This window comes from Paenacidovorax caeni (assembly GCF_001298675.1).
GTDB classification, from domain to species: Bacteria; Pseudomonadota; Gammaproteobacteria; order Burkholderiales; family Burkholderiaceae_C; genus Paenacidovorax; species Paenacidovorax caeni.
The window spans coordinates 1-13,060 of record NZ_CYIG01000026.1 but is presented as its reverse complement, the minus strand read 5'-3'; the positions used below and the strand labels follow the sequence as shown (position 1 = coordinate 13,060).

Below are 13,060 nucleotides of genomic sequence, written 5' to 3'. Positions count from 1 at the left end.
GCGCTCATTGTGCCGCGCCGTCCGCAGCGGCGTAAGCCAGCAGGCGGCCGAGCGCACGGTCATGGATGCCCAGGCGGCGCAGTTCGTCGTAGGTGGCGCGGGCGTAGTCGTGCGTGCTGCCGTAGATGCCGCGCGCCTGGGCGAAGATGTGACGGTACTGGGCCTCGGTGAGCTCGCCGGTGTGGCTCGGGCTGCGGCGCGAGAGCGTGAAAGCCAGCGCGCGCACCGTGCCCTGCGTCGCGCCAGAGGCCGTGATGCGGCAGGGCAGCCAGCGCGGGTCGTACACGCCCAGCACCATTTCGCGCTGCCATAGAGGCGGCAGGATGCGCGCCACCTGCGCGCGGTCGATGCGAAACGCCATGCCTTGGCAACTGCCGCCAGGCAGCAAGGCCAGCACCAGGCCAGGGCACTCGGGCGTGCCACGGTTGACGCGGCTCCACATCTTGAGCGCGCGGTGCCAGCCGTGCACGCGCGCCGGATGCCGTTCGACAAAAGGAAACTCGGGGCGCCAGATCAGCGACCCGTAGCCAAAAACCCATAGGTCCTGCTGTCCTCCCCACTCGGCCATGGTGCGCGCGAGCATCGGGGCAGGATCGCGCAGCGGCGCGGGCGAGGTGGTCATGGCTTCACTCTACAATGACGGGTTTTGTCCAACGCCCTCATTATTCACCTTACGGAGTTTCAAAAATGTCCAGTTCCGACGACGATAGCCAACAGCGTTTTGCCCTCGGGTTCCTGTTTGCCCTGATAGCGCTGGTGGTTGCCACCGTGGTGGGGGTCGTGGTGTTCAAGCGTGGTATTGCCCATGCGCCGACGGCGCCCAAGGCCGGTGTGGTGCAGGCCGTCGAGGCGGCTGCGCCCGGGGTGGCCGTGGTGGAAGAGGCCTCCGTGGTGGTCGAGGGCGGCGTGGTCAAGTTCTATTTCGCCGTTGGCAAGGCCGATCTGGCTACGGGTGCCAAGCAAGCCCTGGCAGACGTCATCAAGGGCGTGTTGCAAGGCAAGAAGGCCGTGGTGTCGGGTTTTCACGACGCCACGGGGGACCTGGCCGTGAACCAAGAATTGGCCAAGCAGCGCGCCTTTGCCGTGCGCGATGCACTTCTTTCCCTGGGCATCACCGAAGAGGGCATTGAGCTGAAGAAGCCCGAGCAGACCCTGGCCGATGGCAGCGATGCCGAGGCGCGCCGCGTGGAAGTGACGCTGGCGCCCTGATTCCCGGTCTTTCTCTCCCCCGACAACGCCGCGCTGCTTTCAGTAGCGCGGCGTTTCGTTTGGGCGCAGGTCGAACAGCAGCACCTCGGCCTGCTCGCCCTGGGAAAATTCCACCTCGCGCACCTGCCGCAGCTTGACGGCATCGCCGGCCACCAGGCGCTGGCCATTGATGTGCAGCGTACCGCGTGCCACATGCACGTAGGCAAAACGGTTTTCCGGCAACACAAAGCGCTGCTGCTCGGCGCCGTCGAACAGCCCGGCGTAGACGCGCGCATCCTGGTAGACCGACAGCGAACCGTCGGCCCCGTCAGGGGTGATGATGGCGCGCAGGCGGCCACGTTTTTCCTCGGCGCTGAAGTGGCGCTGCTGGTAGCGCGGCGCCACGCCCTTGCGGTCGGGCACGATCCAGATCTGCAGGAAATGCACCGGCGCCTGGCGGGAGGCGTTGTACTCGCTGTGGCGCACGCCGCTACCGGCACTCATCATCTGCACATCGCCCGGCTGGATGACCGAGCCGGTGCCCATGGAGTCCTTGTGCTCCAGGGCACCGTCGAGGACGTAGGAAAAGATCTCCATGTCGCGGTGGCCGTGCGGGTCAAACCCCCGGCCGGGCTGCACCCGATCCTCGTTGATCACCAGCAGGTCAGAAAACCCCTGGTGCTGCGGATCGTAGTAGCTGCCGAAGGAAAAGCTGTGCTGTGAGTGCAGCCAGCCCAGGTTGGCGATGCCGCGCTGCGCGGCGGAGCGGAGTTCCATCATGTCCTTGTCCTCGGGGCGCCGCTGGGGCGCTACGTTCAGTTCTTGATTGCTTCGAGCGAAACGGTGATCGTCACTTCGTCACCCACGTTCGGCGCGTACTTGCCAGCGTTGAACTCGGTGCGCTTGATGGTGGTGGTGGCATTGGCGCCAATGGCATCCTTCTTCAGCATGGGGTGGGGCATGTTCACGAAATGCGTCACCTTCAGCGTCACGGGCTTGGTCACGCCCTTGATGGTCAGGTTGCCGTCGATCGCCACGGGCTTGTCGCCCTCGAAGGTCACCTTGGTCGACTTGAACGTGGCGGTGGGGTACTTGGCGGTGTCAAGGAAGTCTTCACCCTGGATGTGGCCGTTGAACACGTCAAAGCCCGTGTTGACCGAGGTCATGTCGATGGTGATGTCCACGGCGCCGGTCTTGGCGACCTTGTCCAGCGTGACGGTGCCGGTGGTCTTGTCGAACTTGGACAGCTGGGTGGACAGGCCGAAGTGGCTGTACGAAAAACGCGGGAAGGTGTGCGTGCCTTCCACGTTGTAGACCTCGGGCGCAGCCAGGGCAGGGGAGGCAGCGGCAAAGCTGACGAGCAGGGCAGCGGAGAGTTTGGCGATACGGTTCATGGCAAAGGTCCTTTCAGGATGGAGGGGAAAAGGGAAGGGGAGAAACGGAGGCGCAAAGAGCGTGCCTAAAAGGCTTACTGCGCCGCTGCGGTAAGGCGGAACTGGATCACCACGTCGTTAGCAACGATGTCGAAGGCCTTCCAGGCGCCGTCGCCGATGGAGAAGTCGCCCCGGCGGATGGTCAGGCGGCCTTCGAACACGCCGGTCTTGCCCTGGGCGGCAAAGGTGGCCGGCACCACGACGTCGACGGTCTTGCCCTTGATGGTGAGCTTGCCGGCGACTTCGTACTTGTTCCCGCCCAGCGCCTTGACGCTGCCGGACTCGAAGCGTGCCCGTGGGAAGGCTTTGGTGTCGAACCAGGTTTTGGTGGCGACTTCGGTGTCACCTTCGCTGCTGCCTGTGTCCACGCTGGCCAATTCCACCTCGATGGTGCTCTTGGCGGCTGCGGGGGCGGCCGGGTCGAAGCGCAGCTGGCCGGAAAACTTCTTGAACGCGCCTTGCATGGCCACGCCCATCTGCTGGTAGGCGAAGGTGATCTGGCTCTTGTCGGGTTGAACCTGGGTGTATTCCACGGCGTGCGCGGCGGTTGCCAGCGAGAAGGCGGAAAGCAGGGCGATTGCGGTGCGTTGCATGGTGAACGATCCTTTCAAGGGAAAACGGAGGAGTCAGGTGCGGCGGGCCAGCATGCGGGTGAGCACGTCGTCCTTGTCAATAAAGTGGTGCTTGAGTGCCGCGCCAACGTGGGCCAGCAGCACGGCCACTAGGGTGAAGTTCAGGCCCATGTGCACGGTCTGCAGCAGGTCGCCCAGCGCCTTGTCCTTGCCCAGCAGGTCAGGAAGCGGCAGCACGCCGAACCACACCGTCTGGAAGCCCTTGGCCGAACTCATGAGCCAGCCCGACAGCGGAATGGCGAACATCAGCACGTACAGCAGGTGGTGGCCTGCATGCGCCGCCAGGCGCTCCAGTGGGCCCATGTGCTGCGGCAGTGCCGGCGGGCGGTGCGTGGCGCGCCAGGCCAGGCGCACGACGGCCAGCAGGAAGACGCTCACGCCTGCCCATTTGTGCCACGAGTACAGCTGCAATTTGCGGGGCGAAAGGGGCAGGCCCGTCATGTAGAAGCCCAGCCCAAGCAGGCCGAGAATCAGGACGGCGATGCTCCAGTGCAAGGCCTTTGCGGTGGTGGTGTAGTGCGTGGTCATAGGGGTTGTCCTTGGCAACAGACATGCAGGCGTCTTGCCGATGGGTGAACTGTAGGCGGATGCTTTGTGCCGAAATAGGGGACAATCCAGAAATCTTTATTGCCAATTTAGCAACAATGAACCGGCTCGAAGCGATGACGCTTTTCGTTCGCGTGGCGGACCTCGGCAGCTTTGCCGCAGCGGCGAACCAATTGGGCGTCGCGCGCTCCGTGGTCACGCGGCAGATCGCAGCCCTGGAGGAGCACCTGGGCGTGAAGCTCATCGTGCGCACCACGCGCAAGTTGACCCTGACCAGCGCCGGTGTCGATTACCTGGACAAGTGCCGCACCATCCTGGACCTGGTGGAGAGTGCCGAGGCCGACGTGATGGAGGCGCGCCTGACACCGCGCGGCAATCTGCGCATCGCCCTGCCTCTGAGCTTTGGCCTCAAGCGCATCGCCCCGGTGCTGCCGCGCTTCCTGCAGAGTTACCCGGAAATCGCCTTGTCGCTGGACTTCAATGATCGGCAGCAGAACCTGATCGACGAAGGCATAGACATGTCGATCCGCATCAGCCCGCGGCTTGACCCCGGCATCGTGGCGCGCAAACTGGGCGAAACCCGGCTGATCGCGGTGGCCTCGCCCGGCTACCTGCAGCAGTACGGCCACCCACGCCACCCTGATGAACTGGTAACGCACCTGGCCCTGGGCTACACGGCCAAGGCGAGCAACCGCCCACTGGAATTCTGGGTGGAGGGCAAGCCGTACAGCGTTTATGTGCCTTTTCGCATGCAGGCCAACAACGGCGATGCCCTGGTGGAAGCCGCGCACCAGGGCATGGGCATCACGGTTCAGCCCGATTTCATCGTGGCCGGGTATATCGAGCGCGGCACGTTGGTGCCGCTGCTAGAGGACTATGCACGGCCGCCGCTAGGCATCTATGCGGTGCTGCCCAGTAGCCGCTACCTGCCGCAGCGCATGCGGGTGTGGATCGAGTTCCTGGCGGCGGAGTTGGGGCAGGGGGCGACTAAGGAATAATGCAAAAATAGCTTCTAGCGCTTGCCAGATAAGCGCTAGAAGCTATCAATACAAGAGCAAATCAGCGCAGACCGCCGCCTGCGGCGTGCTCTGCGCGTTGAATTAATTCGATCTTGTAGCCGTCCGGATCGGTCACGAAGGCGATCACCGTCGTGCCGCCCTTCACCGGGCCCGCCTCGCGCGTCACGCTGCCACCGGCCGCCTTGATCTTCTCGCAGGCGGCGTAGGCATCGGCCACGCCGATGGCGATGTGACCATAGGCCGAACCCATGTCGTAGCTTTCAACGCCCCAGTTGTAGGTCAGCTCGATCTCGGCCTGGCCGGGGTTGCCGCCCTCGAAGCCGAGGAAGGCCAAGGAGTACTTGTACTCGGGGTTTTCAGAGGTGCGCAGCAGTTGCATGCCCAGCACCTGGGTGTAAAAGTCGATGGAGCGCTGGAGGTTGCCCACGCGCAGCATGGTGTGGAGGATTCGCATGTGCCGCATTATCCGGGCTGGTAGCGCAGCGTGCAGGCGGCGGCCATCACAGCCCTGCAAGCCATTCGCCTTAGTCGCCAAAAATTTGATGCTGCAGCTCAATCCAGCTTAGCCGCCAAGCCGACCTTCACTGAAGCGCATGCAGTTGCGGCCGGCCTGCTTGGCCTCATACATCGCTGCATCGGCACGATCCAGCAGCGCTTCATTGGACTCGCCGGTCCCATTGAACACCACCACGCCCGCAGTGCCAGTGCAATGGTGCTCAACAGTGTGGCGGGCTCCGTTGAGCTCGGTTGACAGCAGATAAGGCTGCCCCAGCACCGACAACAGCTTCTCGGCAAACTGCTGGGCCTGCATACGGGCGGTCACTGCATCCTCGCTCAGTTGAGTAAGCAGGACAACAAACTCATCACCGCCAAACCGTGCGGCGGTGTCTGCTCCGCGAATGGTATGCAGCAGCCTCTGGGCCACTTCGATCAGCAGCAGGTCGCCCACCGCATGGCCATGCAGGTCATTGAGTGGTTTGAAGTTATCCAGGTCGATGAACACCAGCGCACCGTGTTTGCCGCTACGTTCATAGGCCGCCCGGGCCAGCGTCAGGTGGTCCAAGAGCAGACGGCGGTTGGGCAAGTGGGTCAGCGTATCGTGGTAAGCCAGCTCGCGCATTTGTTCGGCGGCCTGTAAGCGCTCGGTCACATCCGCCAGGAAATTGAGGGTGGCTGGCCTGCCATGCCAGTCAAACAGCACGCCGCTGATCTCGAACCAGCGCCAACCCCGTTGGCGTGTATGCATTCGCAGCGGGTAAGTCAGGCCCTCGCCTTTGCCCTCAAGGCGCAAAGCGTGGTTGGCCTTGGCCAGCCCCTGGTCATCAGGGTGAATCAGCGAGAAAAGGGGTTGGTTCACCAGCTCCGCTTCGTTGTAGCCAAGCAGGTCCAACGTTTTCGGGTTCACGAAGCGAAACCGGTCATCCTGCAGCACACAAATGCCCTGTGTGGCGTAATCAATCAATTTGCGGTACCGCGCTTCGCTGCCGCGCAATGCCTGCTCGTAGCGCTCCTGAATCATCGTCAGGGCGCCAACCGCCAACAGCAGCGTACAGGCTAGTGAGGAAAAATAGCTTGCAACGACTGGGGGGGTGGCATCGGTGAATTGCACCGAACTGTCTGTTCCGCCTAAAACGGCAAACAACCGGTACGCCTGTGTGCCAGCAAAGAGCACAGCGGCAGCCCCCAGAATGTATTGGCCGCAGCCTTCCGTTCTGTCACGAAATGCCACGAGCAGGCCCAACAGATAGAGGACTTGCAGCAGCCACAACCCACTGCCGATCGCAACCCTGGCACGGTAATCGCCGATCCAGATCAAGAAGCCCACGATGCAAACCATGACGGGTGCTAGCAGCAGCCACTTTGGGGTGCGACGATGATGGAACTGATAAAGGCCTGCGCCATAAAGCGCCACAGAGGCGGTGATGCAGGCATTGCCAACAACGATGGACCATATGTCACTGACTTGCCCGCGCAGGCTAAACAGGACGTAAGCCACGACCTGTAGCAACAGGGACAACGACCAACTCCTGAGATCCGGCAACTTGCGAAAGGCTAAAGTGCCCAATGCGACGGCCATGATCGACGTGGCCACAAGGATCATCACGAACATTGTGGGGATGTGCAGATTCACGGCAGCGGCTCGAAGTTGTGAGATGTCTGCCCAGTATCCCGCAAACATCGCGCGTGCAGTTTCTTTGCCGTTCACGGAACAGAAGTTGTAACTATCGATGCTGTGAAAAGGTAGCGAACGACTAGGGCGTGTCATCAATCAATGCCTCTGCGATCGAAAGTCGAAGCCCCAGCGCAAGTGAATGCGATGAGTCAAAGATATGCGCCCAGTGATGTGCAGTGGAATCGCATCAAAGACCTGCTACTAGGTCAGGCAGGACGGTCAGTACACCAGCGAGCACTTCCAGAAGCTCCTTGACGCCCCGAGATGACCGCAACCTCTACAAGGCTCTAGCATCTGATCGAGAACTTCTTCGCATGCTTGCAGCAGTCCCGGGTCATTGCTACGCGCTACGGCAAGACCGCTTGCAACTTCCTGGGGGCCATCCATCTGGCGGCATCTATGGTTTGAATTGTCTGATCGTTAGCAAAACTATCACACCATCGGATTTGATTGATGAAACGTTCTAAGCCATATGGCCTCAATTCAATTGATTAGCCATCTTGTAACGCAAGACAAGTTGTAGTTCAATTGCCGAAAAAAGTGAAGTTGTAAAAATCTTGCAAACTACCCTCCAGCAAAATTTTTGCTGGCCTTGGAGGCATGTATGCCCAAAAAATCGCGCATTGGCTCCATAGCTTGGGCTAGCCAAATTCAATTTGATGGGCAAGCGGCAGAGCTAGTCCATCCATCAAAATGGATATCAGTGGATGAGGACGCTCTCACAGAAGAGAGGCGTGAGCTTTTTCTGCGCCGGAAAAAAGCTGTGCTTGACTATTTCGATGGAGCATCTGACCAGATGTTAAAGCAGCGGTGGGGCATGGGCCGCTCGCAGGTCTATCGGCTCATCTCAGAGCGCTGTCTTAAAACAGCACACGATGGTTACCTTTTTGGATGGAGAGGACTTATTCCCCACATGCGGATCAATCCTTGGATCAGGCAAGCGACTCCTAAAATCATTCCAGGAAGTGGTGCTGGTAGCGCCGGTAGTTTGCAATGGCTTTTTGCTTCTCCTGAAAACAGAACGCTAGAGCAAGAATTTCGTGAGAGAATTTTAAAAACTCCTGAAGGGCTTGAGGGCACAAGAAGACCTAAACAAGTACTTCTGCGCTGGTTCTATTCAAAACTTCGAGAAAATGGCGTTGAGAGGCGCGGCGAATGGCCCTTTAACACATTCCAGATGGGATATACATCACTATGCAAATTTATAAACAAAGTTCTCAATGATAATTCAAAAAAATCCATTTCACTTCTAGGTGGGCCGGAAGCACAAAAAAAGTCACGCGCTGGCGACGGCACAAAACGACCTATGCTTGAATTGTTCCAGCGCGTGGAGTGTGATGCGCATAAATTAGATTTGCGCATGATTGTAATGGTGCCCTCACCACACGGTGGGTATGAACAACGGAAGATTCATAGACTCTGGGTGATAGTGATTATTGAAGTATCCACGCGCGCAGTACTGGGATATTATCTGAGTATGCGCAGAGAAGTAGGTGCTGAGGACGTTTTGCGCGCCGTTCGAAATGCTCTTGGGAAATGGGAGAGGCGTGCAATTTCTTTTAGCGAATTTGCTTATAGCACAGAAGCAAATTTCCCTTCGGCTCTTGATCAGAAGTTCATTGGTGCGTGCTGGGACGAGTTCAGTGTAGATGGCGCTTTGGCAAACACATGTGGTCGAGTTGAAAAAAGAATAAAAGAAGTAGTTGATTGCAAGATAATTAAGCCTCAAGATCAAAGATCTTTTTCTTCCCGGCGAAGTCTTGATGATCGACCATTTATTGAAACATATTTCAGAACATTGGCGGGTGGAGGGGCAGGCCTGCACAATCTGTCCAATTCAACAAAATCAAAACTGGATGATTTGAAGGGCGATTTCGAGCCTGCAAAAAAAGCTCATGAACTTCAGTTTCAAGTCGAGTATCTATTCGAGCTTCTAGATGTGATTATTGCAAATTACAATGCAGTTCCTCATCACGGCATCGGCTATCGAAGCCCTCTTGCGCAGATGAATTTTCTTGCCAGTGGAAAAAATTCAGCTTTTATAAGAATAGCTGACCCTCACCAAGTCGCGCGTCTTGGAGCGACAAGAAAACTATGCCAATTGCATGGTGGGAAAAATACAGGACGCCGCCCGTATTTTAATTTTCAAAATGCACGTTACTCGTCGGAAGATTTGGCTCATCGACTTGATCTTGTTGGCGACAAATTCTGGTTAACTATTGAAAATGAAGACGATGCACGATGGGCTACCGTCAGTACTCAAGAAGGACTGTATGTATGCACTGTCCGTGCTGCACCGCCATGGCATCGCACACCTCATTCTCTTTATGTGCGCAGTGCTATTCGGGCGCTTGAAATAAAGAGATTGTTGCATTTGACATTTTCTAATGATGCTGTAGAGGAGTTGATTAGATACAGCGAAAATCAGAGGGACAAAAAATTGCCAGTTCACCCGGCCTATCTTGAGCAGCGCAGGATTTTGCAGGCGTATTCAGACAATATTGCAATCAATCCTTCAATTAATCCGATGTCGCTGGATAGTTACACGCAAAAAGATTGTGCCGATTTTGGCTGCTCATGCGAAATTCCAGAAGCCAACAAGACAGAGGACGCACCAATAAAAAATAAAAAAACCAAACAGAATTCAAAATCGCAAGCTACAATTCCCGCAAAGAATTCCGCGCAACTCACCATGCGAAAGGCGAAAATCTGGTAGATTTTAGTATTTCTACGGCATAAAATAAATTTAAAAATCAAGGTAGGCAGAAGCAATGGAATCACCTCTTGTCCCTCCTCACTTGCCCAAAGATCATCCGTTGGTAACTCGGGATTACTCCCTTTTTACCCCATCAATTAACGCAATGGTTGCGGGCATCGGGCAATGGCTCGATGATCAAATGGATGGCGGGGTGGTATTTGGACCATCCAGATTTGGAAAATCCAGTGGGGTTGATAATTGGCTCGGATCAATGTTGATGGAAAGATGTGGCCAAATTATTCCTCTAATTATCTGGAGTCACTCGGAGTGCAGTTTTGCCGGAATAATGTATGGGAGCCTTCTGCGCTCGGCAAATCATGGTTTGGCCAATAATGTGCGAAATAGCCTGCAAAGGAAACATCAACTTATAGAAAAAGTTGTTAATCTTGCATTCGAGGGAGGCGGGCGCTTTGTTGTTCTTGTTATTGACGAGTCTCAAGGAATGACGGAGAGAGAGTGGTTGTGGTTAGTTGAAATACATAGTTTATTGGAAAAAGAAAGAATTAGATTAACAGTAATTTCGATTGCTTCAGTCCAGATTTTCGATCAGCCCATGGCTCTCGCTCTTACCGGCGGAGCTCATGCCGCTGCCAGATTTATGCTGTCACAGTATCGATTTCTGGGAATTTCCTCCGAGGATGAGCTTGAATTTGTACTCCTAGGATATGATTCTGGCACAGAGTGGCCAAAAGGATCAGGAATTTCTTTTACCGAGGGGGTGGCGCCATTAGCGTGGTCAAAGGGATTTCGCATGGCTGATTGTGCCTCGTTACTTTGGAAAACCATGGTTGACGAGCTTCCACCGGGCTATTCTGGTCCAATGGAATTTCCCATGAAAACAATATCGCAAGTTTCTCGGAATATTCTTTTGAGAATTGCGTCTGGCGCAGATCCGCTCTCCGTTGTCTCGAAATCATCTATTCGCGAGGTTGTCACCTATTGTGGACACAAACAACTAATGTCTATTGTAGGCGCCGTAGCTCCACGACTCCTACGGGGGAAATAATAATGCATTTAATTATTTGGTATTAAATATATTTAAATTTCATGCCGCATGCCAGGAAATTTTTGACATGGTATAGAGGATCGGTGTTGCCTTATGCATCACTGTGGAGTACTTTGCTGCGAGCAACTTGGTTAAATGACCTTCGTAAAGGTGATATATATACATTCGCTCGAATTGAAAATGTAAGTGCTCTTGATTTAGATGCAAGAAGTGGTGGCAGCGAGGATGTTGTGAGGCTCGTAGCTGACGCTTTGGATGAGCCGTATTCTTCTTTTTCAGATTTTTGTTTAAAAAATCAAATTCCTCAATGGCTTTATCTGGATCACGCCAGCTCACAACCTAGATGGTGTCCACAATGCATAGTACTTGGTTACCATACTTGGTTAATGTCAATTAAACTTGTTATGGAGTGTCCCATTCATCATGTGCAACTACGAAGTCATTGTGAGAAGTGTGGTGTCAATTTTAAAATGGGCTTAGGGGGGCTTGCTGTTCGCAACTTAGGATGTCGATGTGGCTCGAAATGGGTAGCTAGTCCATATTCAATGAGGCGGCCCACGCTAGCACAAGAAGGAATTAACGCTTGGTCGGAAGTCGCGCAATGGGTGCAAAATTCGGGGAAGATGCATGTAAATAAAGAAAGAAGTAGACCCGATTCGGCGGAGCAACTGGCCCTTACCGAGAGGTGGTGTTCTGAGTTGGGTATTTCATATCCGAATTGCTTTGAAAAGGCAGAAAAATTTTGGCTTTTTACAAAGTCGTCAGTTGCGGACTGGACACCTTACAGTGCTAGCACATCAATCAAGGGAAAAAATATTGTCGGAAAGTACTACTCGGAGCTAGAACATAGTCCGCAACTTTCCGTTTATAGGGCAATGTCGCGGCATCTCAGAAGGCAAGCAAAAGAAGATCTGGATCAGAGAGTTTTAGAATCATCCAGGATTAAAGATCCATTTTCTCTTTCGAGAGAGTTTTTTCGCAGAAAAACAGTACGCAATGCTTTTCTTGAGATGCTTTGGACTCGCCGACTTGAAAATCACGCATATCTATGGCGATGGCCCAGGCGGAAATTGAGCGATGATAGCAAAAAGTTTGCTATCATTTTCGAAAATTTCATTGGCAAATCTCAAAATTTCAATTTTACTCAATCTGCAAGCTATAGGTATGATACATGGCTCCAGTATCATTATTCGGCCTTGGTATGTCTGCTTGCATGGGGGGATGCAATTCGTCAAATTGAAAAATCAATGGATGAAAATTGGGCTGACTGGACGATTGATGATGTGAATTGGAAGGAGGGGAGGGTAGCTTGGTATTCAATCGAGCAGGATGAGAAACTATTATTTTTTGGCTGCACAAAAAATAAATTAGAAGCACCATTTTCGTTTGATGTTAGGATGCAGCCTACATCTTCCGAATCAAATCTTGAAAATCTATATAAAAATAAATACGCCATAGAAATGCCTGGAGAAAATCAAATGGATTTGAAATCTGTCAAGGCACTTCGTGGATTGGGCGGTTTTTTGAAGGAGGCAGTTTCCGAGTCATTTTTTTATTATGGGGAGTGCAAAATTAAGTGCATCTTGTTTGATAGATTTTTTAATTTTGCGGCAACCACTCCGGATGGGGTGTTGCAGGCATGGGGGTATGACAAAGAGAGTGCGCTAAAATCCATTCAAAATACAGTTGTGTTTTTTTGTGGTAACTATGGCAAAACATCATCATCTGGTGTTAGGTATTCTATAGGTTTTGGGCCAAATAACATATTTACATTAGATTTGCTAAATTAAGGAAAATTCCTCTCAATTAAATATTGGGCGTTATCGCCTGGGCTCTTAATTTTCGTTTAAATGACAAACTTTAGTTTCGCTGTTTTGTCATATGCATCTTCAAGTAGTCTCTTGGGCTTGAATCGTCAATGATTCCTCGCAGTTTGTCGCGCCTCCCTTTATTGCCTAAAACACCTCGCCAAATTCCGATTTGGCAATGAGCGGTTTGTTCGCAGTATGGCTTTTTGCGAGTTCATAGTCCAGCAGTGCTATCTGCCTCTGGTTGATATCAAATCAAGGGTGGCAATTAAGGCCTCTTGGCATTGCCGATGTTCTCGTCTGCCATTACAAGTCGCTGCGACAAGCTGCCGCCTCGGCTTCAGGCCACAGGTTAGGTGTCGCATCCCAGATGATTGCATAGACCCAAAACGCTATCCCCTATTCATGGCCCGCGCGGTTCTGCAAGAGTTGATAGAGTCCTTGCAATCGACCCTGGGAGTGAAGCCATGTTGATAGCCCTGCACAAGAACGCCCGC

12 protein-coding genes are annotated in these 13,060 nt (G+C 54.2%); 5 read left to right on the top strand and 7 right to left on the bottom strand.

Annotated features, from left to right (window positions below):
* Positions 1-4: 4 nt before the first annotated feature.
* Complete coding sequence (locus BN2503_RS11675; RefSeq protein ID WP_054256841.1) at positions 5-622, bottom strand: gamma-glutamylcyclotransferase; 618 nt, start codon at positions 620-622, stop codon at positions 5-7.
* Between the two features lie 65 nt (positions 623-687).
* On the opposite strand from BN2503_RS11675, the gene BN2503_RS11670 reads away from it, so the two are divergent.
* Complete coding sequence (locus tag BN2503_RS11670) at positions 688-1,209, top strand: OmpA family protein (protein ID WP_054256840.1); 522 nt, start codon at positions 688-690, stop codon at positions 1,207-1,209.
* 39 nt (positions 1,210-1,248) lie between these two features.
* On the opposite strand, the gene BN2503_RS11665 is transcribed toward BN2503_RS11670, so the two are convergent.
* From BN2503_RS11665 to BN2503_RS11650, 4 genes are all read right to left on the bottom strand, one after another.
* The gene (locus BN2503_RS11665) at positions 1,249-1,968 is read right to left on the bottom strand and encodes a pirin family protein (protein ID WP_054256839.1); all 720 of its coding nucleotides are present in this window, start codon (positions 1,966-1,968) and stop codon (positions 1,249-1,251) included.
* Positions 1,969-2,003: 35 nt separating this feature from the next.
* Positions 2,004-2,582, bottom strand: a complete 579-nt coding sequence (locus BN2503_RS11660; protein WP_054256838.1) for a YceI family protein — start codon at positions 2,580-2,582, stop codon at positions 2,004-2,006.
* Between the two features lie 74 nt (positions 2,583-2,656).
* Positions 2,657-3,214, bottom strand: coding sequence for a YceI family protein (locus BN2503_RS11655; RefSeq protein ID WP_054256837.1), 558 nt, complete (start codon positions 3,212-3,214; stop codon positions 2,657-2,659).
* Between the two features lie 33 nt (positions 3,215-3,247).
* Positions 3,248-3,781 carry a cytochrome b gene (locus BN2503_RS11650; protein WP_054256836.1) on the bottom strand — a complete coding sequence of 178 codons (534 nt, stop codon included), beginning with the start codon at positions 3,779-3,781 and terminating at the stop codon, positions 3,248-3,250.
* A 134-nt stretch (positions 3,782-3,915) separates the two neighbouring features.
* Here BN2503_RS11650 and BN2503_RS11645 point away from each other — a divergent pair, with 134 nt between their 5' ends.
* Positions 3,916-4,797, top strand: a complete 882-nt coding sequence (locus BN2503_RS11645) for a LysR family transcriptional regulator (protein ID WP_233495060.1) — start codon at positions 3,916-3,918, stop codon at positions 4,795-4,797.
* 61 nt (positions 4,798-4,858) lie between these two features.
* Here BN2503_RS11645 and gloA read toward each other — a convergent pair whose 3' ends face one another.
* Both gloA and BN2503_RS11635 read right to left on the bottom strand, forming a co-directional pair.
* Complete coding sequence (gene gloA, locus BN2503_RS11640) at positions 4,859-5,272, bottom strand: lactoylglutathione lyase (protein ID WP_054256867.1); 414 nt, start codon at positions 5,270-5,272, stop codon at positions 4,859-4,861.
* 108 nt (positions 5,273-5,380) lie between these two features.
* On the bottom strand, positions 5,381-6,949 hold the full coding sequence (locus tag BN2503_RS11635; RefSeq protein WP_158447356.1) for a sensor domain-containing diguanylate cyclase: 1,569 nt from the start codon (positions 6,947-6,949) through the stop codon (positions 5,381-5,383).
* A gap of 646 nt (positions 6,950-7,595) precedes the next feature.
* Between BN2503_RS11635 and BN2503_RS20060 the strand changes: the two genes are divergently transcribed.
* The 3 genes from BN2503_RS20060 (at position 7,596) to BN2503_RS20050 (ending at position 12,545) form a co-directional block, all read left to right on the top strand.
* The gene (locus BN2503_RS20060; protein ID WP_139235467.1) at positions 7,596-9,707 is read left to right on the top strand and encodes a hypothetical protein; all 2,112 of its coding nucleotides are present in this window, start codon (positions 7,596-7,598) and stop codon (positions 9,705-9,707) included.
* Between the two features lie 55 nt (positions 9,708-9,762).
* Positions 9,763-10,755 carry a P-loop NTPase family protein gene (locus tag BN2503_RS20055; RefSeq protein WP_139235468.1) on the top strand — a complete coding sequence of 331 codons (993 nt, stop codon included), beginning with the start codon at positions 9,763-9,765 and terminating at the stop codon, positions 10,753-10,755.
* An 86-nt stretch (positions 10,756-10,841) separates the two neighbouring features.
* Positions 10,842-12,545, top strand: a complete 1,704-nt coding sequence (locus tag BN2503_RS20050; protein ID WP_139235469.1) for a TniQ family protein — start codon at positions 10,842-10,844, stop codon at positions 12,543-12,545.
* Positions 12,546-13,060: the final 515 nt, after the last annotated feature.

Coding starts and splice junctions, on each gene's coding strand:
- BN2503_RS11675 (WP_054256841.1), bottom strand. CDS start 622: ATGACCACCTCGCCCGCGCCGCTGCGCGATCCTGCCCCGATGCTCGCG.
- BN2503_RS11670 (WP_054256840.1), top strand. CDS start 688: ATGTCCAGTTCCGACGACGATAGCCAACAGCGTTTTGCCCTCGGGTTC.
- BN2503_RS11665 (WP_054256839.1), bottom strand. CDS start 1,968: ATGATGGAACTCCGCTCCGCCGCGCAGCGCGGCATCGCCAACCTGGGC.
- BN2503_RS11660 (WP_054256838.1), bottom strand. CDS start 2,582: ATGAACCGTATCGCCAAACTCTCCGCTGCCCTGCTCGTCAGCTTTGCC.
- BN2503_RS11655 (WP_054256837.1), bottom strand. CDS start 3,214: ATGCAACGCACCGCAATCGCCCTGCTTTCCGCCTTCTCGCTGGCAACC.
- BN2503_RS11650 (WP_054256836.1), bottom strand. CDS start 3,781: ATGACCACGCACTACACCACCACCGCAAAGGCCTTGCACTGGAGCATC.
- BN2503_RS11645 (WP_233495060.1), top strand. CDS start 3,916: ATGACGCTTTTCGTTCGCGTGGCGGACCTCGGCAGCTTTGCCGCAGCG.
- gloA (WP_054256867.1), bottom strand. CDS start 5,272: ATGCGAATCCTCCACACCATGCTGCGCGTGGGCAACCTCCAGCGCTCC.
- BN2503_RS20060 (WP_139235467.1), top strand. CDS start 7,596: ATGCCCAAAAAATCGCGCATTGGCTCCATAGCTTGGGCTAGCCAAATT.
- BN2503_RS20055 (WP_139235468.1), top strand. CDS start 9,763: ATGGAATCACCTCTTGTCCCTCCTCACTTGCCCAAAGATCATCCGTTG.